We start from the raw sequence: 19,594 nt of genomic DNA, 5'->3' as shown, positions 1-19,594 counted from the left end.
TACCTCTCGGAGACTAGCTCAGTGTCAAAACGCAGAGTCGTGGTAACCGGCCTGGGGATGCTTTCCCCTGTGGGCAACACTGCCGAATCCAGCTGGCAAGCCCTGCTCAACGGGCAGAGCGGCATTTCTCTCATCGATCACTTTGATGCCAGCGAGTTTGCGACCCGTTTCGCAGGCCTGGTCAAAGAGTTCGATCCCGAACAATACGGCATCAACCGCAAAGAAGCCCGCAAGATGGATCTCTTCATCCAGTACGGCGTGGCGGCGGGGGTGCAGGCACTGGATGATTCCGGCCTCGTCATCAACGAAGAGAATGCGGAGCGGGTCGGCGTGGCCATCGGCTCCGGCATCGGCGGCCTGGGTCTCATCGAGCAGAACCACAGCAGCCTCGTCAACGGCGGCCCGCGCAAGCTGAGCCCCTTCTTCGTGCCATCCACCATCATCAATATGGTGTCCGGTCATCTCTCTATCATGAAGGGGCTGCAAGGCCCGAACATCGCCGTGACCACGGCCTGCACCACGGGCACCCACGCCATCGGCATGGCTGGCCGGATGATCGCCTACGGTGATGCGGATGTGATGGTCGCCGGCGGCACCGAGAAAGCCTCCACCCCCATGGGGATGGGTGGTTTTGCGGCGGCCAAGGCGCTCTCTACCCGCAACGACGAACCGCAAAAGGCGAGCCGTCCCTGGGACAAGGATCGCGACGGTTTCGTGCTGGGTGATGGCGCCGGGGTACTGGTGCTGGAAGAGTACGAACACGCCAAGGCCCGTGGCGCCAAGATCTATGCCGAGCTGGTTGGCTTTGGCATGAGCGGCGACGCCTACCACATGACTGCGCCCCCCTCTGATGGCAACGGTGGCGCTCGCGCCATGAAGAATGCCATCAAGGATGCCGGCATAGCGCCGGAGGCGATCGGTTACATCAATGCCCACGGTACCTCCACCCCGCTGGGTGATGTGGCCGAACTGCGTGGCATGAAAGAGGTGTTTGGCGAACATGCCAGCGCCCTGATGATCAGCTCCACCAAGTCGATGACCGGCCACCTGCTGGGTGCGGCGGGGGCCATCGAGGCGATCATCACTGTGTTGGCCCTGCGCGATCAGGTGGCACCGCCCACCATCAACCTGGACAACCCGGATGAGGAGTGCGATCTGGATCTGGTGCCCCATGTGGCCAAACCCGGCCAGTTTGAATATGCCCTCTCCAATTCGTTTGGTTTCGGCGGCACCAATGGCTCCCTGATCTTCAAACGCGTATAATTCGCTTTGGGCGAAATGCTAAGGCCCGATACGACCGTATCGGGCCTTTTTTATCGGAGGGACCCCCTTGCTGATTAATGGAATACCGACAGAAGCAGTGTCCGCCAGGGATAGAGGGCTGGCATACGGGGACGGCCATTTCACCACCATGCTGGTGAAGCAGGGGCAGGTGATCTGGTGGCCGGCACACCTGGCCAGGTTGCAGCATGCCTGCGCCAGACTCGGGTTTGCGGAACTTCCCTGGGATAGTCTGGCCGCCGAGGTGGCGCAATTGGCAGCAGGGCAGACGCAGGCTGTCGCCAAGATAGTGCTGACCCGTGGCAGTGGGGGACGAGGCTATGATGGCGCGGGATGCAACACGCCCACCCGCATCGTCTCCCTGGCACCATACCCGGCCCACTACCTTGGCTGGCAGCAAAACGGCATCGCCGCCCTGATCTGCCAGCAACAGCTCGGCGATGCTCCCATGCTGGCAGGGCTCAAGACCCTGGGTCGTCTGGAACAAGTTCTGCTCAAAAGCGAACTTGCCGCGCGGGGTGGAGTCGAAGGTATAGTATTGAACAGCCGTGGATTTCTGGTAGAAGGAGTCAGCGCGAATCTGTTTTGGCGTCGTGGCAAGACGGTGTTCACACCGGATCTCTCCCGCGCAGGGATAGATGGCATCATGCGCAAGCGCGTGATCATGATGCTTAAACAGATGGGCATTGAGCTGCGTGTCGTGGAGGCTCCGCTGGAGTCACTGTGGCAGGCCGAAGAAGTCTGGTTGACCAATACCCTGATGGGCATAGTGCCGGTCACCAGCATTGGGGATGTGCATTATCCCAGCCCGGTATTGATCCGCCGTTTACAGGAGCGTTTGGTCATTGAAGTTTAATCGGCTCTACACCCTGCTCGCGGGGGCAGCCCTGACCGTTGCCGTCGCCGGGGGTTATGTGTATTACAAATGGCAGCAGGTGGAGACGCTCACCAACAAGGGGCCGACGCGCCTCTTTACCGTCGAAAAAGGCGCCCATGCGGCGCGCCTGATTGCCGAACTGGGGGAGGGGGAAACCAGCCCCTGGGCGGTGCGGCTCTGGCTGCGTGGTCACCCCGAGCTGGTCGCCATCAAGTCGGGTACCTATGAGATCAAGGAAGGGGCCCCGCTCAAGGAGACCCTCTCCCTGTTTGCCTCCGGCAAGGAGTTTCATTTCAGCCTGACCTTTGTCGAGGGTTCCCGTTTCGAGGACTGGTTGAAGCAGCTCTCGAGCGCCCCTTACCTTGAGCGGCTGACCGTGGAGCAGAGCGAGACTGAGCTGGCGCAGGAGCTTGGCATCGACAACGGCAAGCTGGAAGGTTGGTTCCTGCCGGAAACCTACGCCTATACCACCCATGCCAGCGACATCTCCATTCTGCGCCGCGCCTATCAGGACATGAAGGCCTTCCTGCAGGAGCGCTGGGAGAAGCGGCAGGCCAATCTGCCCTACAAAACGCCTTATGAGGCGCTCATCATGGCCTCCATCATCGAGAAAGAGACGGGCCAGCCGGACGAACGGGCGCAGATCGCTTCTGTGTTCGTCAATCGGCTGCGCCTTGGCATGAAGCTGCAGACAGATCCCACCGTCATCTACGGGGTGAAGGACAGGTACGATGGCAACATTCGCCGCAGCGATCTCACCGATGTGAATCCCTACAACACCTATGTGATCGATGGCTTGCCGCCCACCCCCATCGCCATGCCGGGCAAGGCCTCCATCGAGGCGGCGCTCAACCCCAAGTCGACCGACTATCTCTATTTCGTCGCCAAGGGGGGCGGGGCCCACTATTTCTCCAGGACCCTCGATGAACACAATAGAGCGGTTCGCGAATTCATATTGAAGAAACCCTAATGTCTAAATTTATCGTGATTGAAGGACTGGAAGGGGCAGGGAAGAGCTCCGCGGTGCGTTATGTGACCGACTATCTGCATGCCCATGGCATCGACAGGATCGAGTGCACTCGTGAGCCGGGTGGCACCCCCCTGGCGGAGCGGATGCGCGCCATCGTCAAGGAGGTGCACGACGAGCGCCTCACCATAGAAGCCGAGTTGCTGCTGATGTATGCCTCCCGGGTGCAACTCGTGGAGACCCGGATCAAGCCGGCCCTGGCCGAGGGCATCTGGGTGGTGGGTGATCGCCATGATCTCTCCTCCCAGGCCTATCAGGGGGGCGGTCGCGGTATCGATGCCCAGCTCATCGGCGCCATCAAGCAGGCGGTGCTCGGCAACTTCAAGCCGGATTTGACCCTCTACCTCGATATCGATCCCGCCCTCGGTCTGCAACGTGCCCGCCATCGCGGCGAGCTGGATCGCATCGAGCTGGAACAGCTCAGCTTCTTCGAGCGCACCCGCGCCCGTTACCTGGAACTCGCGGCCAAGGATGACAGCATCCTGGTGATCGATGCGAGCCAGACGCCGGATAGGGTCAAGGCCTCCATCGAAGCAGCACTGGACCAATACCTGTCGAACGAGCGCCTATGTATCCCTGGCTGATCCCGGATTGGCAGGCCCTGAGCCAGACCGCCCAGGCCGGTCGCCTGGGTCACGCCTGGCTGCTGCTCGGGGATCCCGGCCTTGGCAAGGAGCAGCTTGCAGAACGATTGGCGCGCCTGCACCTCTGCCAGCAACCGGATCGCGGTGAACCCTGCGGTCACTGCCACGCCTGTCAGCTGCTGGACAAGGGTCATCACCCGGATCTCGGCACCATAGGTGCCGACAGCAAGAGCATAGGGGTAGAGACCATCCGCGAGATCTGCGGCCGCCTGCAGAGCACCTCCCAGCTGGGGCGCGGCAAGGTGGTGATCATTCCGGATGCCGAGCGGATGACGGAGTCCGCCGCCAATGCCCTGCTGAAAACCCTGGAAGAGCCGGCCGGTGACAGTCTGCTGTTGCTGATCGCCTCCAGGGTTTCCCGCCTGCTGCCCACCATCCTCAGCCGTTGTCACAAGCATGTCTGTCAGCTGCCGACTGAGGGGGAGACACTGCGCTGGCTGAGTGAACAGGGTCATCAGGCAACTCAGGCCCAGGTGCGGATCTGTCAGGGGGCACCGCTTCGTGTGCTCAGTTACATCGAAGAGCAGCAGGATGGGGCCAGACGCATGCTGCTCGAGAGCTTCATCTCCCTGTCACAGACGCCGACCCGGGCGGCGAGTGTCTGTTCCCAGCTGGCGGAGGAGAGTCAGATCAGGTTGCACTGGTTGCAACTCTTCTTGTGCGATGCCCTCAAGATCCAGGCGGGCTGTGGCCATCATCAGCTGGCGATGCCGGACTTGGCTGCCCTCAGCGAGCAACTGGCCGAGCGCCACTCCAGCGAAAGATTGCTGGAGGCGGAGCAGCAGCTGGTGACGCTCAAGGCCGCCTGCCAGCCGGGTCAACTTTCCAATCCCACCATCCATCTGATGAACTGGCTCAATCGCTGGTTATGACAAGTTACAAGGTCATCTATGTTACTCGTTGATTCCCACTGCCATCTCGACCGCCTCAGCTATGGCAGCAAGCAGACCGACATGGCCGATGTCCTGGCCAAGGCCGCGAAACTGAATGTGGGATATTTTCTCTGCGTCAGCGTGACCCAGGCACAGTTCCCGACCATGCTGGCGGCGATCGCCCCTTATCCCCAGGTGTTTGCCTCCTGTGGCGTCCACCCGCTCAATCAGGATCCCGGTGTGGATGCCCCCTTGCTGCTGACGCAGGCGGCGGATGAAAGAGTGGTGGCCATAGGCGAAACCGGGCTCGACTACTTCTATTCGCTGGAAAACAAGGAGGTGCAGCAAGCCTCCTTCCGGGAACACATCCGGGTGGCCCGGGCCCTGAACAAGCCCCTTATCATTCACACCCGGGATGCCCAACAAGACACCTTGCAGATCATGCGTGAAGAGGGGGCCGATCAGGTGGGGGGCGTGCTGCACTGTTTCACCGAGTCTCTCGAGATGGCTCAGGCCGCCATGGAGATGGGCTTTTACATCTCCATCTCGGGAATAGCCACCTTCAAGAATGCCTCTGCACTGCAGGCCGTGGTCAAGGCATTGCCACTGGAGCGATTGCTGATCGAGACGGACTCCCCTTATCTCGCCCCTGTTCCTCACCGGGGGAGGGAGAACGAGCCCGCCTTCGTGCGAGACGTCGCGCAATTTATTGCGGATCTGCGGCAGATATCGCTGGCCGAATTGGCAGAAGCCACCAGCCACAATTTCTTTGAGCTATTCAAGCTGGCGAAGAAATGATCATAAAGAGCCCCGTCTGTCGAGGCTCTTTATTTAAATCATCAGCCTGATTGCCCCGGCCAATATCAATTCCCCACATCGTTATCTCTCACTGAAATATCAGGTTCGGACTCATCTTCTGGAAAACGCCAGTGACGGATACGAAGTGATCCTGCTCATAATCCCGGGAGGTTGGAGGTATTAAATCAATACTCTATAAGTATCGATAATATTCATTATCGATACTTGATGGATCTGAAAGATCCTGTAAGATCCTGCTAAACTCCATATCGAATCATAGACTTACGTGGCCTATCCAACCATTTCACCACCTGCTCAGCAGTCATTGCAGACTGTGTTCGATCCTGCGCTCAATAGTCGTGCCCGGCGTTTCCTGCGCAGTGCAAAAGCGGATTCCACCCTCAATGCCTATCAGGCAGATACCCGTATCTTCGTATTCTGGTGCCAGTTGCATGGGCTGGATCCGCTGCAAACCAGTCATCACGATATCATGAACTTTCTGGCGGATCAGGCCGACGGCATATTGGCGGACTGGGTATGGCTGGATAAAGAGGAGGGGAAGGGGGAGCTGCGTAACGGGGAGCCTCGAAAACCGGCCACCCTGGTGAGGCGGCTCGCCGGTATCCGCTATGCCTTCAAGCAGAAGGGCATTCATCCCATGCCAACCGAGCATGCGGAAATAAAGGAGATGATGCGGGGCATAGTGCGCCTCGGTGATAACCGCAAGCGCAAGACGGGAGCCCTGACCCTGCAACCCCTGACCCGGGTGCTCGACGAGATAGACACCTCCACCCTGGCGGGGCTACGGGATCACACCTTGCTGCTCTTGATGTTCAGCGGCGCCCTACGCCGTTCGGAGGCGGCTCGCATCGAGGTGAGCGATCTCGACTTCGTGGGGCAGGGGATCCGCCTTCGCCTAAAACCGAGCAAGCATCAACTCCATGAAACCGAGATAGCGCTGATTCCCTGCAAGCAGTATTGCCCTGTGACCGCCCTCAGCCGCTGGTTGAAAGCAAGCCGCATAAGCCAGGGGCCGCTGTTTCGCCGCATGACGCGCTGGGGGCAGCTCACCGCTGAGCCCCTGGGCCCACAAGGCATCAACCTGATGATCAAGCGGCGAACAGGCCAGGTCATCGATGATCTCTATGTCAGTGGCCACAGCCTGCGCCGAGGCTTCATCACCTCGGCGGTGACCGCGGGCAAGCCCATGAACAAGATCATCGAGGTGACACGGCACAAGGACATGCGTACCCTGCAGGAGTATTTCGACGATGCGCACAAGTTCTCCGATCATGCCCTCGCAGGCTTGCTGTAAGATAACCGCGCCACGGCATTTTTTATGTTAAATACCATCTGATTGATTTGATGATATATTTATCGCCCCCCGACGCAGTGCCGGTGAAGCGTCAGTACCATGAAGGGAAAAGAGCCAGGCACAAGCGGCGGCTCTCACCCCTTTGCAGGGGAGTGTCATTCCGGCGCCTCTGGTCGAGCAGAGGTGAGAGATAACAAGCTCCACTCTCTTAGTTAGCAAGGTCGTATGAGCCAGGAAATGAAGATGAATGTGGCGCAAGACAATGCCGAGCGGCAACGCCAACACGTGAAACGCAAGCAGGAAACCCACAGCAGGCTGCAATGCTGGATCAGCAATCGCCACGCCGAGCGGTTGCAGGAGCTCGGTCAGCATCTGGAAGACAACCAGGCCTCCCTCATCGAGCAGGCGATCGACTTGCTCTATCAGCACGAGCTGGTGCCGCAATATGTTGAAGAGCACAGTGACCAGCACGCTCACCATGAAGAGCAATCTCGGGCGGACACCATAGATTGAGCAGAGTGAGCAAATCGTGGGAATAAAAAAAGCCAGGTACGAATTCCTTGTACCTGGCATAGGGGAATTGGCTCCTTGCAGAGCCGTGCGCTAATTGATATGCGGATTGCCTTAAGCTTAGACAAGGCGCGAGGCATTTCAAGAAGTGACTAAAAGTTCAACCAGAGTGTGGGTTTTCCAGACTCGAACAGGTGTCTGTCCTTGACATGGCCGCCGACATCTCACTCATTGAACAAGTTGTTGTCCCGCACCAACTCACGGGGCAGGGCATTCTTGATGCGACTCCCCACCCATTTCCCCATACCAAGCGGATGCCCCTGATAGCGGACGATCACTTCCCCCGTTCCCGGAGCCAGCTCGGGCCAGACATCCCGTCCCATCATGAATTCACGCCCGTTGGCGGCATCCAGCTCGACACATCCCCGGGTGGCCAGGCTGCCGTAAGCCAGCGCCCATTCATGGGTGAGGCGATAACCCTTCTTGAAGGTTTCCGCCAGCTTGATGCCGATGCGATCGAAGCGCAGCTTGCCCTGCACCTGCTCAAAGGCGTGAGGGAAGAGCCAGATCTCGTCATTGCGGCCACACAGCTGGCCGCGCGGAACTATCCCGAAGCTCGCCTCTATCTCCCGCAACATGGGCTCGGCCTCTTTCGCCGGCAGCGGGGAGAAGGGGAATTTGCCGAGCTTGCCCGGCTTGAACATGGTATTGGGCACTGAGTGATGCTTGCTGATCCTGGCAACGAAGAAGCCCTCGCTGTCGAAGATCTGGGGCCAGACATGCAGGTAACCCTCAGGGGTACAGGCCTGCCCGGCACCGGGGAAGAGGTCAGCCAGGGAGTCGATACTCAGGGCGTCGCCGAACTTGTCTTGCAGCGACTGACAGACGGCCTGGTTCTCCTGCAGGCTCAGGGTACAGGTGGAGTAGACCAGCACGCCGCCAGGCTTGAGGGCGTGGAAGGCACTCTCCAGCAGGCCTTGTTGCACAGCGGCAATCTCCTCGATGCTCTCGAGACTCCAGTTGCGCAGGGCATCTTCATCCTTGCGCACTGTGCCTTCCCCCGAGCAGGGGGCATCAAGCAGGATGGCATCGAAGGTTTCCGGCAACCACTGGCCAAACACCTTGGCATCGAAATGGGTCATGCCCACATTGGTCACGCCACAGCGCTGGATATTGGCGCTCAGCACCTTGAGCCGGCTGCTGGAAAACTCATTGGCGACCAGCATGCCCTGGTTGTCCATCAGGGCCGCTACCTGGGTGGTCTTTGAGCCGGGCGCCGCCGCCGCATCCAGCAGCATGCCATCGTGCTTTATCCGCTCGCTGGCAAAGAGCGCCGTCACCGGCAGCATGGAGCTCGCTTCCTGGATGTAGAAGAGGCCGCACAGGTGCTCGGCGCTGTTGCCAAGGGGCACGCTCTCGTCGGCACGGGTCAGCCAGAAGCCGGTCTCGCACCAGGGCACGGGATCCAGCTGCCAGCCCAGTGGCGCCATGCGTGTCACGAAGTCGGGCACAGAGATCTTGAGGGTGTTGACCCGGATGCTGCGCCGCAGCGGCCGCCGACAGCTCGCCACGAACGCATCCATGGAGAGATGGGCCGGCATGATGTCCGCGATATGACGCAGGAAGTGTTCGGGAAGGTAGGTATTGTCGTGCACAGTGCCGTCTCGCTGACCCAAAAGAGGGGCGACATAGTACCACAGGGGGCGGAATATTCTGAATGGGCGATGGGCAAAACGAGCAAGCCCGGCGCTGGGCCGGGCTTGAGTCAAAGGGTCAGGGAACATCAGGGCTGGATGCGGGGGCTCCACTCCAGCCACTCCTTCTCCGCCTTGCCATAGAGCGGGTAGTGGTGGCCGGCCTTGACGGTCGGCCCCATCTCCCGCTCCGGGGTGTTGAAGGCGATGCCGCCGGTCAGCAGACTCTGCACTGTTTCCACCTCTATGGTGCCGCCGGTCAGGCCGATGTCGGCCTTGACCCCGGACACGTTCCAGAAGCGGCTGTTGGCGCGTACCAGGTGGGCATATTCCTGAGCGACGTTCACCTCGATCAGCACCTCGCTGCCATCCCGGGCCAGCGCCACCCCGCTGACGCTGCCCACCACCATCTTGCGAAACAGCAGGGGACTGCCGACGCTGATGCCGCTGACGGAGGGGCTCTTGAGGGTCAGGGCCAATCCGATGGGGGTGCTCTGACTCAGAGGGAAGCGCTCCTTGCCCGCGCCCTGACCCGGGCTTGCCTCCACGAAGGCGCCCTTGATCAGGGTGTCGAGGTGGGAGACGCCCCCCAGCCCGAGCTTGGCCTGCACCAGGGTGTAGCGTGCTCCGCTCTGCAGGAAACGGGCGGCGTACTGCCCATCCAGCTCGGCCCTGAAGCTCACCTGACCCAGGGAGGGATCCAGTTCAATCTGCTCCACCTTGCCGATGTCCACCCCGCGATAACGGATGGGACTGCCCACCCCGAGCCCGGGATTGCTGTCGGCGGTCAGGGTCAGGGTCCGCACCTGGGTGCTGGCCTGCTCCTTGCTGTCAAATAGCTGATGACTGCTGCGGCCGGTGCCGAGCCGGTCAAATTCGATGGCGCCGCGAAGCAGGGTGGCGAGGTTGCCCATCTTGACCTGCACCCCGTCGAGCCGGATCTTGCCGTCGATGGCCGCCTTCTTCCAGAACTGGGGCTGCTGCTTGAGCAGGGGGGCATAGACGGCGTCTATCTCCAGGGTGATAGCCACCCCGCGCTCCTCGGCTTTCAACGCCTTGACCTTGCCCGCCTCCAGCCCCAGATAGAGGACGGGGGAGCCTACGCCTATCCCGTCAGCTTGCTCGGCGCGCAGTGTCCAGCGCTCGGGTCTTGCATCACGGCTGCCGAGCAGGGCCAGCTCCTGGCTGGGGTAGAGGCGGTCGATACGCTCCCCCCCGGTGGCCTGGACCAGCTTGATCCCGCCTGCCAGCCAGGCACTCGCCGGGCTGGTCTCCACCTTGAGGCCGCTCAGATCGGCCTGCACCTGCAAGGGGGCGGCACGATAGAAGCGGGCCCGCTTCAGCAGATGCTGATAACCCTCGTTCACCACCAGGCTGACGCTGGCATTGCCGCTGCCATCCAGGGTCAGTGCGCCCAGTTGGCCTATCTGCAACCCCTTGAACCAGAGCGGGGCGCCCTCGTTCAAGCCGGCGAGATCGTCCGCCTGCAGGGTCAGCTTGATGCCATCGCGCTGCTCCTGGCTCGCCAGCGTCATGGTGCTGACCTTTTCACCTGCCACATAGTCGAGACGAATGGCCGGTCCGGCCAGCAGGCGATCCGCGTGCTTGACCCCGGTGGGGGAGAGGGAGACAGTCTCCCAGACCAGACGGCTCTTGCCGGTCATTCGAAATGCCTGCTCGGGGTTGATCAGCGCCGTGACGACCCGGCCCTGCTCGGTCAGGCGAATGGGGTCTATCCTGCCAATCTCTATCCCTTCATAGAGGATGGGCATGCCTTCCTTGACTGGCAGATCTCCCGCCTGGATGCTGATGCGCTCGCCCCGGGCCGCCTCGGCCAGCCCTTTATAGAGGGTGAAATTGAGCCCCTTCTGCGCGACGGGCGACTCCTTGGGGGAGTCGAACGCTATGCCGCCGCTCAGTATGGAGGTGAGGCTGCCAGCCTCCACACTGACACCGGCCAGGCTGAAGGAGCCCTTGATGCCGCTGATGTTCCAGAAGCGGGTATCCACCTTGACCAGGTGCTCGAAGCGCGGCTCTATCACCAGGTCCAGGATCACATTCTGGTTATCCTCCCCCAGGCGGGTATTGATGACGCTGCCGACCTCGAGCCCGCGGAAGTAGATCCTGGCACCGATGCCGACCGATCCCAGAGAGTCGGCGGTCAGGTGCAAGGTGCGCCCCTGGGCCTGATAGCCGGGGGGAGGGCCGTCCAGGGCATCGAACTCGTCCTCCAGCGGGTTGTTGTCCCGACCGGGTTGCAGGTTGATGTAGTTGCCGGAGACCAGGGTATCTAGGCCGGAGATCTCGGTGAGGGAGGCCTTGGGGCTCACCAGCCAGAAGTCGGATCCCTTGCGGATGAGCGGGCGGGCGCGGCTGTCGACCTTGGCGAGCACGGCTATCTTGCGACCGTCCTGTGCCAGCTCCAGATCCTGGACCACCCCTATGGCCACCCCCTGATAACGCAGCTGGGTCTTGCCCGGCAAGATGCCGTTGCCCTGGGCAAAGTTGATGCGAATGAGTTGACCGCTGCTCGTCCACTGCTGGTAGATGAAACCACCCGCCAGCAAGAGGGCGATGAAGGGCAACAACCAGACTGGGGATAACCAGCGATGTTTCTCAATGACGGGTTCAGCCCCGATCATAGCGACTCCTTAAATTGGCTGTGATGCACAGCACATCCGATACAGAAAAAATGCATTAACGGGCCGCCTTGTCCCACAGCAGGCGGGTGTCGAGCATCCGGGCCGACATCATGGTGAGGATCACCACGCCGGCGAAGGCGGTTGCCCCTGGCCCTGCCCGCACGTTGAGCAAGACACCGCGATCCACCAGGGCCACCATCAGCGAGATCACGAACAGGTCCAGCATGGACCAGCGACCGATGAAATCGATGATGCGATACATGATGAGCTGACGCTTGCGCCGTACCGGCTTGCTGCGCTGCAACTGCCAGCAGATCCAGCCCAGTCCCAGTATCTTGCCGATGGGGACTATGATGCTCGCGGTCAGCACTATGGTGGCGATGCCCGACATCTTGCTGCGATAGAGCGCCATGATACCGCTGAAAATGGTATCGGACTGCAGTAATCCCTTGTTGTAGAAGTGGGTGATGGGCAGCAGATTGGCGGGCAACAGCATGAAGGTGGCGAGCGCCAGCAGGCCCCATGACCAGGCGAGCGAACGGGGGATCCGCATCTGCAGGGGGCTGTGGCAGCGAGGGCAGCTCATGGCACTTTGGTAGCGCACCAGCAGGCCGCAGGTGTGGCAGCGGCAGAGCCCGAGTTCACGGGCGCTGGTCGGTATCATGATCAGGCTCCTGCGAGGCGTTGTGCAGCGGTATCCGCTCCCAGTAGGGGGCGGGGTCAAAGAGAATGAGCAGTGTCATGTTGAGCAGCATCAATATCCCGAGGCTAAGCAGACCGCCCCCCAGACGCACGTCGGCGATGTCGATGAGCTTGAACAGGGCGACCATCAGGCTGACGATGTAGACCTCCAGCATGGCCCAGTGCCGGAACACCTCCACGGCTTTGAGCGTCGGGGCCAGCATGTGCCAGCGTTTGGCAAGGCCGGAGGCAAGCGCAAAGATACCGAGCAGCAACCCCGCCGGCGCCAGCACGGCGCACCAGAGCACCAGGCTCGCCACCCAGAGTTCCCCCTCCTCAAACAGCATCAGAATGCCTTTGAGCAGGTTGGCATCAGAGTTGACTCCGGCCAGGCGCAGGTAGAGCAGGGGCTCGAAGAAGGCGGAGGGGAGCAGCAGGAAGCCGGTGATGGTGAGGGCCATCAGCTGGGAAGGACGAAAAGCATAGCGCCCATAGAGATGCTGGTGACAGCGCGGACAATGGGCGTGACGACGCAGGGGCAGCAGCTTGCGTTCGATCAGCAAGTCACACGCCGGGCAGACGATCACGGAGTGGGGATCCGACATACGATTCAACCTGTTGAAGGAATTGATAAAATTTACCCTAAAACGCCCTCGCTGTCTTGCCGGAGCGAAACCTCTGGCCAAGAAAAGATGGCCCGGCCGGGCAACCAGCTGGGCCATAGAGAGAAACACTGTACACGGTTGCCGGACCAGGGGGAGATGATGCAGTGATGGGCGCGGTGGCGGATCCTGAGTGTTATTTGCAACACTGTATATTCATACATATACTTGCAGTCACTATCATGAGGAGGACGCCACTATGGCCGTTGAGATCAAGTATGTTGTCGTGCGTGGGGGAGTGGAGAAGATGACCTTTGCCAGCAAGAAAGAGGCGGATGCCTATGACAAGCTGCTGGATACCGCCGATGAACTGATGACGCTGCTGGCCGGGGCACCGGTTCAGCTGGCACCCGAGCAGCAGGAGAGCCTCGCCTTTTACCTGGCCGAGCAGCGGGATCTGCTGCAAAACGTGCTGCGCGGTGGCAAGGGGCAGGGGATCAGCCCCAAGGAAGAGAAGGTGGATACCGAGAAGCCCAAGGGAAAATCCCTCAAGAGCGTGGCCTGACAGAATAAGGGCGGGGCAGGGCGTCCAGCCCTGGCTCCCGCCCCACAATATTCAAGAAGAGTCCATTTCCAGTCATTTTTGTCGCTATTTACCCCGAGAAATTTCCAACAAGACTGCATAGTCATTGAATAAACACCATATACCATAGTGTCCGCGGTCCGCCAGGTAAGCCTTGACGACTCATACCCGGGCCATCTGGCATCCCCTGATGCCGATAACCCCATTTATCGGCATCAGGATTGCGCGGCGCCGAGCCAGCTTCACTCAACAAGACTCACAAGCACCATCATGACTCATCCGTCACTGCCACCCGCCATGCCGTTGTTCGATAATCTGCTCCATCTGGAGGCGGGCAACCCCCAGGTCAACCAGTATCTGGCCACTCTCAGCCTGGGCAATGTCCCCGATGCCGGCCTCGTCTATGAGCTGGCCGTCGACTGGCTGCTGGAGCAACGCCACAGCGAGAACAACTACAAGACCTACCGAAGCGAGCTGACCACCTTCCTGCATTGGTGTTTCTGCGAGGTGGCCATCAGTCCCAAGGATCTCACCAGGCGCATCATGATGCGCTACCTCGACTACTGCCAGGCTCCGCCACAAGGGCTTATCGCATACCGAAACGTGGCCCAGTTCGTGCTCGACAAGGAGTGGGGAGAGCGGTTGCCCAACCCCTTGTGGCGACCGTTTCTCGGCAAGCGGGAACTGGGCCGCGAGCTGCCATACCGTCTGAGCGAGCAGGCGATGAAGACCAAGCTCGCCATACTGTCGGCCTTCTTCCAGTTCCTGATCCAGGAGGAGTACATGGACCGCAATCCGGCACTCTTGCTGCAACGGGTGAAGCGGCCAGACAGCCAGGATGCCGGTGAAGAGGCCCAGTCCTTTACCGAATTGCAATGGTCCTATGTGATGCAGGCCGCCGAGCGGCTGGCAACCGAATGCCCGGCCCAGCATGAGCGCAGCCGGTTTCTCATCTGCCTCATGTACGCCTGCTATCTGCGTATCTCCGAGGTGGCGGCCAGACCGGGCTTCAGCCCCGTCATGAGCCAGTTTCGCCGCGACAGCAAGACTGGGGTCTGGGGCTATGACATTCCACGCAGCAAAGGCGGCAAACGTCGCACCGTGGCCGTCTCCCAGGCGCTGCTGGATGCCTTGGCACGCTATCGCACCTTTCTTGGGCTCTCGCCGCTGCCAGCCCCGGGCGAACAGACGCCGCTCTTCGTGCGCCACAGGGCGGCGGCTCATGGCCGGGAGCAAGGCGAGCTCAATGCCAATCTCGGCATCCGCCAACTGCGGGATCTGGTGATGGCAGTCTTCGAGCAAGCGGCCAACCTGGCCGAGCAGGATGGCTTTGCCCAGGATGCCGCCGAGATGCGCAATCTGACGCCGCATTCCATCCGCCATACCGGTATCACCCACGACATCAACCTGCATGGCCGGCCACTGTCACACGTACAGGCAGACGCGGGACACGACAGCATAGACACCACCTCCAAATACCTGCACACCGGCAACAGCGAACGCCACGAGAGTGCCAACCATAAGCCGTTGGATCGCCTGCATGAATGAGTGCCCGTGTGCAGACTGCGCAAAGTTGCTACCCAGCGTATCTGCCAAACGTTATATGGCGGGAAAATATGCCCGCCAGTCGCCTTCATATATAACCGCGCATAATGTCGTTCAGCATTATGTTGAGGGTCTGCCCCCTGCCAGGCTCCTGTAAGGGGCAGGGGGACGCGACAAGGCCGCTACGTGGGCCAGCTCGCTGGCATCGTCGCAACGCCAGAGCGCCCGTAACATAATCTGTGTTATGCGCGACTGTGGATTGCTATCAAAATCTCGTCGCCGGCGCGCTACCTGGACAACTATTTGCTATCAAAAACGCACATCGAGCTCGACCAGGCATCTGCATTTTGCTATCATTACCTCAGTGGGGCGCTGTTGCCCGTCAAGGGAGTGATACCAAATGGCTAAGCCGACCATCAATTTTGATTACCGTTCAGGCGTTCTCGATGCTGCATGGGTCGAACGTCAGCTTGAGTTCTTCTGGTTCAAAGGCGATCAGCAGTTGCTGGTCTACCTGGACGAGAGAGAGCAGGACAACCTGACTGTCCCCGCTGCTGCCACCGTGGGGCAGGTTAAAACCATCATCCGCGAATACGTGAGGGGAAAGGCATGATTCTTACCCTGCGATTGACCCCGGAAGAGGATCAAGTGGTTGAGCAGCTGAAGCAGGCCACCGGGCAGAGTGCCGCCTCCAAGGCTGTGATGATGGCTGCGGGCTCGTTCGTCCAGTTAAGCCAGACCGTCGAGCGGCAGCGGGGCGAACTGGAGAGCCTGCGCCGTGAGTTCGCCGAGTATCGGCAGGTTGTCGAGCGGTACAAGGCGGCCCAGCAAGACTTCAACAACCTGTAGCAAAACACATCGCCCTGGATAAACCCGGGGCGTTTTTTTGCTATCACCTTCTCGCGCGTTCGGCCTTGGCCAGCGTCCTGCAGCTCGTCCGCCTGCTATCATTTCCGGTTATCCCCCGTTCCCCATGTGATCCACTGCTGCAAACGAGCGCACGAAGTGCAAGCGAGTATAAGGCGGCCCCCAGTTGCTCATGTTGGGGAAAGTGTTAGGCCCGCCGAAACGTCTTTAGAGTGCTTCCCCGAGGCTGTGACCCCCCTCCTTCCTGCTAAGCCGTCTTTGCGGCCCCTGCACGTTCGTCCACCTGCGGAGAGGGTGGGCCCTGCGGGCAACGGGCTAAGGGCTGCGCTCTCTGGCTACGTCAAAATTTTCACGTAAGGGCATGAACTTTGGCCCCCGAAGGGGGCCGGGTGGGGTTGGAGCAAGCCACGTACTCTAACTGTGGCTTTGACTCCGGGAGCCGGACTAGGACTCGGGCTAATTCTTGTTGTTTTTTAGTGTGTTAGCTTTGAAACGGGGTGGTAAAAACTTGAAGGGGCTATAGCTGGGGATCTTGCTTGATCTTGTCTATGAGGTCTTTAGCGGCTTCCTGCGTGTACTCGTCGATCATGTAGTTCACAACGTCCGTCCACTTAACGACCGTTCCGCTCTTCTTCGCTATATCCAGCACGGCCTTTTGAAGGATCTGCTTTCGATCCAAGGTCACGCCCATGGTTGTTCTTCTCTCTTTCATGTAACCCCCTCTGAGTGATGATCTACATCATAACTCATACGTGCATACTCTTACCCGCCGATGCTTGTATACGCTCATACGTATATGTACAATCCGAGTCCTAGATACACTTGTATACACTTACACGCCACGGAACGACCATGTACGACTTTTGGGAAATCCATATACCCTTTTCAGATAGGTGGTGCACTACCCAGCGCATAGGCGCAGGGTCCGCCGACATTGTAGGGATGGTAGACCTTGAGGAATGCGGTCGCCGTGGGCTCACGTTGGGTTCAAGACGTGTCGACTTTGCCATTGATAGAGAGGGCACCATTCATGATCTGTATCACCCCTGGGAGTCTCTCCCTTCAAGCTTCACTGACCTCGCGGTCAAGCTCCATCAGGCCCATCTCAAGCGCAGTTGGCCTTGCATTGCTCTCAAGGCATCACCGGCTAAGCTGCTGCAAGGTCACAACGTCTACGGGCCGGACAATGCTGCTGCTGGTATCCTCGAACTACTCGCAGCCTTCGCTCGAGCCCTTCCCCGAGTCGCTGAAATGCTCGACTGGGGCAATGCCCACATTCGCCGGGTAGACGTTACCAACTCTATCCAGCTTCCCGACGCTGAGACGCTTGCTAACTGCCTTTCCGCCATTGGCAATCTCTCACACCGTCACCTTCGGGCCGCCAAAGAGTCCGATTACGAAAGCACCATCTACTTCAACAAGCGCAGCCAAGATCAGCAGGATGCCGGGCGAACCAAGGTTCTTGTCGTCTACGCCAAGCACAACGAAATGCAGCACCAGCTGGAGCAGCTGAAACGGGCCAAGCGCACCGAAAAGACCAGCCGCTATGACTCGGTGATCCAGAATCTTGAGAGCCCAGAGTTGAACGCCTTCGCGGCTAACCGTCTGCGGTTCGAGGGTAGGGCGCTGACCCGGTGGTTTGAGCGCAACAAGATCCCCCGCAATGTGTGGCAGTTCCTGACGTTTGTTGGTCAGTTCGAGAGCAACCCGGACAATCAGGGCATGACGTTCTGCGAATGGGCATGGCGTGATCTCTTCTCTGACATGTTCCAGGCACTGGGGGCAACCAAGGTTTCCCTTACCCAGAACAGCCGGGTTCAAGAGCAACTGCGCAAGCATTACGGGCGCTGCAAGGTGATCAACAACCCCGATGGCTCTACTACCGAAAAATGGAGCTATGCCCGTGCGGATCGCTTGATGTTGTTCTATCGCAGTCTGGCAACGGACGGGTGGGACAAGACCAAGCGCTTGACCGCTTCCAGCACCTTCTATGATGCCGTGAACTGCTTGATGGCTATCGGCCTGACTAAGGCCCAACTTCAGAACCTGAAGAAGCGCCAGACCCTCAAGCTTTTGCACCTGATCAAGGTGGACTTCTCCGCTCAACGCCCGGCGAACTACGTTGAACCCGTGGGCACCGTGCTTGATAAGCAGGGCGACATCCTGAGCATTGGCGACAAGTTCGGGCGTGGCTTCGTCCAGTCGTTCGGCCAGTCCCGTGAACAGCTCATACAGCAGGCCGTTGGATCCTATGTGGATCTCGCCGCTGCCGAGGCGTCTTTACAGCACCTCATTGCTGGCCGTCCGCTCCGCATCAACGACAACGAGCAGCTGCACCTTGCGGTGTTTGATGATGGCTCGTTTGAGCTTATCCGTGGGGACATTTTCCAGTATCACGACGACTACAAGATCCCGCTGCCAGAGCGTCCCAACTATGGCTCTGATGAAGAGCTGATGGATGATTTTGCTGCCTATCTCGGCACCACTTCGGCTCCTGAATTTGATGCCCGGTCATATGCGGATACTGAACACCGCAAGCTCTCGATCATCCTCGATTCACTGCGTTGTCAACTGGCCGACGCCGAACAAGACCCGGACATGATCGCCAAGGCCATCCAGCTCCGTGAACGAATCTCCCACACCAAGGCCCGGTTAGACCGTCTTTGGTACTGGGCTCACAAGGCCACCGATTCCCGTGGCCGCAACATCAAGCAAGGGGAAATTCAATGTCAGGTATGAAGCAAATGGTGAACTTCGTGAACGTCCGCTTTGGACAGATGGATGAGAGCGACGGCGGCAACGTCTGGGCTCATATCCATGTCATTGAGGACGCTATCGACGTTCGTGACGGGTTCGCCGGGTGTGACCTGGGTAAGATCACCGTCGACACTTCCGATGGTAACAAGCTGGCGAAGGCCATCCATGCTGCCGTCCGCTCTGGCGAGCTGGTGCCCGGCAATGCAGAGTTTGAGTTCCAACTCTCCTTTAGCCTCAAGGGCTCTAAACCGACCGTCATTGGCTTCGTGCCGAACGGCAAGAAACTCCCCCTTGCTGAGGCCATCAAACAGGCCAGCGAAGGCGGGAAACTCCCCCAAGAATCTGAAAAACCAGCGAAATTCTGATGGCCTCTTGCCTTGTCTTAAATGGGTCGCAGTATGTGATCAGCGATATAACTCCCTGCACGGGTTATATCCTGATGACACAGACTGATTATGACAAGGTGTCAGGTCTCGCTGATTTGCTGGTTTTCGATAGCGGCCAGTTTATTCAAATATCGGGTTATTTAATCCTGTTATTTATTTCTGGCTATGTGGCCGGGCTTATAGCCCGAAAATTAAGTCGATAACTTTAAATACAGTGGAGTGTAATAAATGACTTTTTTCAAGCAGGCTAAAAAATACGGTGTTGTAGTTGTTGCTGGTTCTGTGGCTCTCAGCTCCCCCGCTGCGTTCGCGGTAGATGCAACTCTGACCGACACCATCAAAGCGGCGCTGACCTCCGGTCAGACGAACTACGCGCTGGTGACTGCTGGTGTCATCACCATGGCCGCCCTCGGGTTCGGTGTCGCCATGATTGTGGGCTGGCTGCGTAAGTGATCCTGGCTATCGCCCTTGCCTGTACAGGGGCGCTTGTGTTCGGGATGGCTTTCTTATCGG

General features: G+C 59.4%; 20 protein-coding genes. 15 read left to right on the top strand and 5 right to left on the bottom strand.

Annotation, left to right across the window (positions count from 1 at the left end; all coding sequences use genetic code 11):
• Positions 1-21: 21 nt before the first annotated feature.
• From fabF to ACFWHB_RS10855, 8 genes are all read left to right on the top strand, one after another.
• Entirely contained in the window at positions 22-1,263 is a 1,242-nt protein-coding gene (gene fabF, locus ACFWHB_RS10890; RefSeq protein ID WP_025326982.1) for a beta-ketoacyl-ACP synthase II, read from the top strand.
• A 67-nt stretch (positions 1,264-1,330) separates the two neighbouring features.
• Positions 1,331-2,137, top strand: coding sequence for an aminodeoxychorismate lyase (gene pabC, locus ACFWHB_RS10885; protein ID WP_368169616.1), 807 nt, complete (start codon positions 1,331-1,333; stop codon positions 2,135-2,137).
• Positions 2,127-3,128, top strand: a complete 1,002-nt coding sequence (mltG, locus tag ACFWHB_RS10880; protein ID WP_162520022.1) for an endolytic transglycosylase MltG — start codon at positions 2,127-2,129, stop codon at positions 3,126-3,128. The genes pabC and mltG overlap by 11 nt, the downstream gene beginning before the upstream one ends.
• On the top strand, positions 3,128-3,769 hold the full coding sequence (gene tmk, locus ACFWHB_RS10875) for a dTMP kinase (protein ID WP_395948363.1): 642 nt from the start codon (positions 3,128-3,130) through the stop codon (positions 3,767-3,769). Before mltG ends, tmk begins: the two co-directional genes overlap by 1 nt.
• Positions 3,754-4,701, top strand: coding sequence for a DNA polymerase III subunit delta' (holB, locus tag ACFWHB_RS10870; protein ID WP_395948362.1), 948 nt, complete (start codon positions 3,754-3,756; stop codon positions 4,699-4,701). The genes tmk and holB overlap by 16 nt, the downstream gene beginning before the upstream one ends.
• Positions 4,702-4,719: 18 nt before the next feature.
• Complete coding sequence (locus ACFWHB_RS10865; protein WP_395948361.1) at positions 4,720-5,499, top strand: TatD family hydrolase; 780 nt, start codon at positions 4,720-4,722, stop codon at positions 5,497-5,499.
• 286 nt (positions 5,500-5,785) lie between these two features.
• Positions 5,786-6,814 carry a site-specific integrase gene (locus tag ACFWHB_RS10860; RefSeq protein ID WP_395948360.1) on the top strand — a complete coding sequence of 343 codons (1,029 nt, stop codon included), beginning with the start codon at positions 5,786-5,788 and terminating at the stop codon, positions 6,812-6,814.
• Between the two features lie 225 nt (positions 6,815-7,039).
• Entirely contained in the window at positions 7,040-7,327 is a 288-nt protein-coding gene (locus ACFWHB_RS10855) for a RepB family protein (protein WP_234678119.1), read from the top strand.
• A gap of 221 nt (positions 7,328-7,548) precedes the next feature.
• On the opposite strand, the gene rsmF is transcribed toward ACFWHB_RS10855, so the two are convergent.
• From rsmF to ACFWHB_RS10835, 4 genes are all read right to left on the bottom strand, one after another.
• Positions 7,549-8,979 (bottom strand): 16S rRNA (cytosine(1407)-C(5))-methyltransferase RsmF, encoded by a 1,431-nt coding sequence (gene rsmF / locus ACFWHB_RS10850; RefSeq protein WP_395948359.1) that lies wholly within the window; start codon positions 8,977-8,979, stop codon positions 7,549-7,551.
• Positions 8,980-9,107: 128 nt separating this feature from the next.
• On the bottom strand, positions 9,108-11,660 hold the full coding sequence (locus ACFWHB_RS10845) for an MlaD family protein (RefSeq protein WP_395948358.1): 2,553 nt from the start codon (positions 11,658-11,660) through the stop codon (positions 9,108-9,110).
• Positions 11,661-11,715: 55 nt separating this feature from the next.
• A complete protein-coding gene (locus ACFWHB_RS10840; protein WP_025326992.1) occupies positions 11,716-12,324 on the bottom strand; it encodes a paraquat-inducible protein A in 609 nt (202 codons plus the stop codon).
• A complete protein-coding gene (locus tag ACFWHB_RS10835; RefSeq protein WP_106886778.1) occupies positions 12,302-12,946 on the bottom strand; it encodes a paraquat-inducible protein A in 645 nt (214 codons plus the stop codon). Before ACFWHB_RS10835 ends, ACFWHB_RS10840 begins: the two co-directional genes overlap by 23 nt.
• Positions 12,947-13,202: 256 nt before the next feature.
• Between ACFWHB_RS10835 and ACFWHB_RS10830 the strand changes: the two genes are divergently transcribed.
• The 4 genes from ACFWHB_RS10830 (at position 13,203) to ACFWHB_RS10815 (ending at position 15,920) form a co-directional block, all read left to right on the top strand.
• Positions 13,203-13,508: a YebG family protein gene (locus tag ACFWHB_RS10830; RefSeq protein ID WP_139743885.1), complete on the top strand. Its 306-nt coding sequence runs from the start codon at positions 13,203-13,205 to the stop codon at positions 13,506-13,508.
• A gap of 288 nt (positions 13,509-13,796) precedes the next feature.
• On the top strand, positions 13,797-15,074 hold the full coding sequence (locus tag ACFWHB_RS10825) for a tyrosine-type recombinase/integrase (RefSeq protein ID WP_395948357.1): 1,278 nt from the start codon (positions 13,797-13,799) through the stop codon (positions 15,072-15,074).
• A gap of 397 nt (positions 15,075-15,471) precedes the next feature.
• On the top strand, positions 15,472-15,684 hold the full coding sequence (locus tag ACFWHB_RS10820) for a hypothetical protein (RefSeq protein ID WP_395948356.1): 213 nt from the start codon (positions 15,472-15,474) through the stop codon (positions 15,682-15,684).
• The gene (locus tag ACFWHB_RS10815; protein WP_395948355.1) at positions 15,681-15,920 is read left to right on the top strand and encodes a hypothetical protein; all 240 of its coding nucleotides are present in this window, start codon (positions 15,681-15,683) and stop codon (positions 15,918-15,920) included. The genes ACFWHB_RS10820 and ACFWHB_RS10815 overlap by 4 nt, the downstream gene beginning before the upstream one ends.
• Positions 15,921-16,455: 535 nt before the next feature.
• Here the strand turns inward: ACFWHB_RS10815 and ACFWHB_RS10810 are convergent.
• Positions 16,456-16,650 carry a hypothetical protein gene (locus ACFWHB_RS10810; protein ID WP_268436239.1) on the bottom strand — a complete coding sequence of 65 codons (195 nt, stop codon included), beginning with the start codon at positions 16,648-16,650 and terminating at the stop codon, positions 16,456-16,458.
• 140 nt (positions 16,651-16,790) lie between these two features.
• Between ACFWHB_RS10810 and ACFWHB_RS10805 the strand changes: the two genes are divergently transcribed.
• From ACFWHB_RS10805 to ACFWHB_RS10795, 3 genes are all read left to right on the top strand, one after another.
• Positions 16,791-18,677 (top strand): phage/plasmid replication protein, II/X family, encoded by a 1,887-nt coding sequence (locus ACFWHB_RS10805; protein WP_395948354.1) that lies wholly within the window; start codon positions 16,791-16,793, stop codon positions 18,675-18,677.
• Complete coding sequence (locus ACFWHB_RS10800; protein WP_395948353.1) at positions 18,665-19,060, top strand: hypothetical protein; 396 nt, start codon at positions 18,665-18,667, stop codon at positions 19,058-19,060. The genes ACFWHB_RS10805 and ACFWHB_RS10800 overlap by 13 nt, the downstream gene beginning before the upstream one ends.
• Before the next feature lie 249 nt (positions 19,061-19,309).
• Positions 19,310-19,534, top strand: coding sequence for a hypothetical protein (locus ACFWHB_RS10795; RefSeq protein WP_395948352.1), 225 nt, complete (start codon positions 19,310-19,312; stop codon positions 19,532-19,534).
• The last annotated feature ends 60 nt before the right edge of the window (positions 19,535-19,594 follow it).

Origin of the sequence: Aeromonas mytilicola subsp. aquatica (assembly GCF_044336385.1) — a bacterium.
Taxonomy (GTDB): Bacteria; Pseudomonadota; Gammaproteobacteria; order Enterobacterales; family Aeromonadaceae; genus Aeromonas; species Aeromonas rivipollensis.
This window is presented reverse-complemented; position numbering and strand designations above follow the sequence as displayed.

Coding starts and splice junctions, on each gene's coding strand:
- tmk (WP_395948363.1), top strand. CDS start 3,128: ATGTCTAAATTTATCGTGATTGAAGGACTGGAAGGGGCAGGGAAGAGC.
- holB (WP_395948362.1), top strand. CDS start 3,754: ATGTATCCCTGGCTGATCCCGGATTGGCAGGCCCTGAGCCAGACCGCC.
- ACFWHB_RS10865 (WP_395948361.1), top strand. CDS start 4,720: ATGTTACTCGTTGATTCCCACTGCCATCTCGACCGCCTCAGCTATGGC.
- ACFWHB_RS10855 (WP_234678119.1), top strand. CDS start 7,040: ATGAGCCAGGAAATGAAGATGAATGTGGCGCAAGACAATGCCGAGCGG.
- ACFWHB_RS10845 (WP_395948358.1), bottom strand. CDS start 11,660: ATGATCGGGGCTGAACCCGTCATTGAGAAACATCGCTGGTTATCCCCA.
- ACFWHB_RS10840 (WP_025326992.1), bottom strand. CDS start 12,324: ATGATACCGACCAGCGCCCGTGAACTCGGGCTCTGCCGCTGCCACACC.
- ACFWHB_RS10835 (WP_106886778.1), bottom strand. CDS start 12,946: ATGTCGGATCCCCACTCCGTGATCGTCTGCCCGGCGTGTGACTTGCTG.
- ACFWHB_RS10830 (WP_139743885.1), top strand. CDS start 13,203: ATGGCCGTTGAGATCAAGTATGTTGTCGTGCGTGGGGGAGTGGAGAAG.
- ACFWHB_RS10825 (WP_395948357.1), top strand. CDS start 13,797: ATGACTCATCCGTCACTGCCACCCGCCATGCCGTTGTTCGATAATCTG.
- ACFWHB_RS10820 (WP_395948356.1), top strand. CDS start 15,472: ATGGCTAAGCCGACCATCAATTTTGATTACCGTTCAGGCGTTCTCGAT.
- ACFWHB_RS10815 (WP_395948355.1), top strand. CDS start 15,681: ATGATTCTTACCCTGCGATTGACCCCGGAAGAGGATCAAGTGGTTGAG.
- ACFWHB_RS10810 (WP_268436239.1), bottom strand. CDS start 16,650: ATGAAAGAGAGAAGAACAACCATGGGCGTGACCTTGGATCGAAAGCAG.
- ACFWHB_RS10805 (WP_395948354.1), top strand. CDS start 16,791: ATGTACGACTTTTGGGAAATCCATATACCCTTTTCAGATAGGTGGTGC.
- ACFWHB_RS10800 (WP_395948353.1), top strand. CDS start 18,665: ATGTCAGGTATGAAGCAAATGGTGAACTTCGTGAACGTCCGCTTTGGA.
- ACFWHB_RS10795 (WP_395948352.1), top strand. CDS start 19,310: ATGACTTTTTTCAAGCAGGCTAAAAAATACGGTGTTGTAGTTGTTGCT.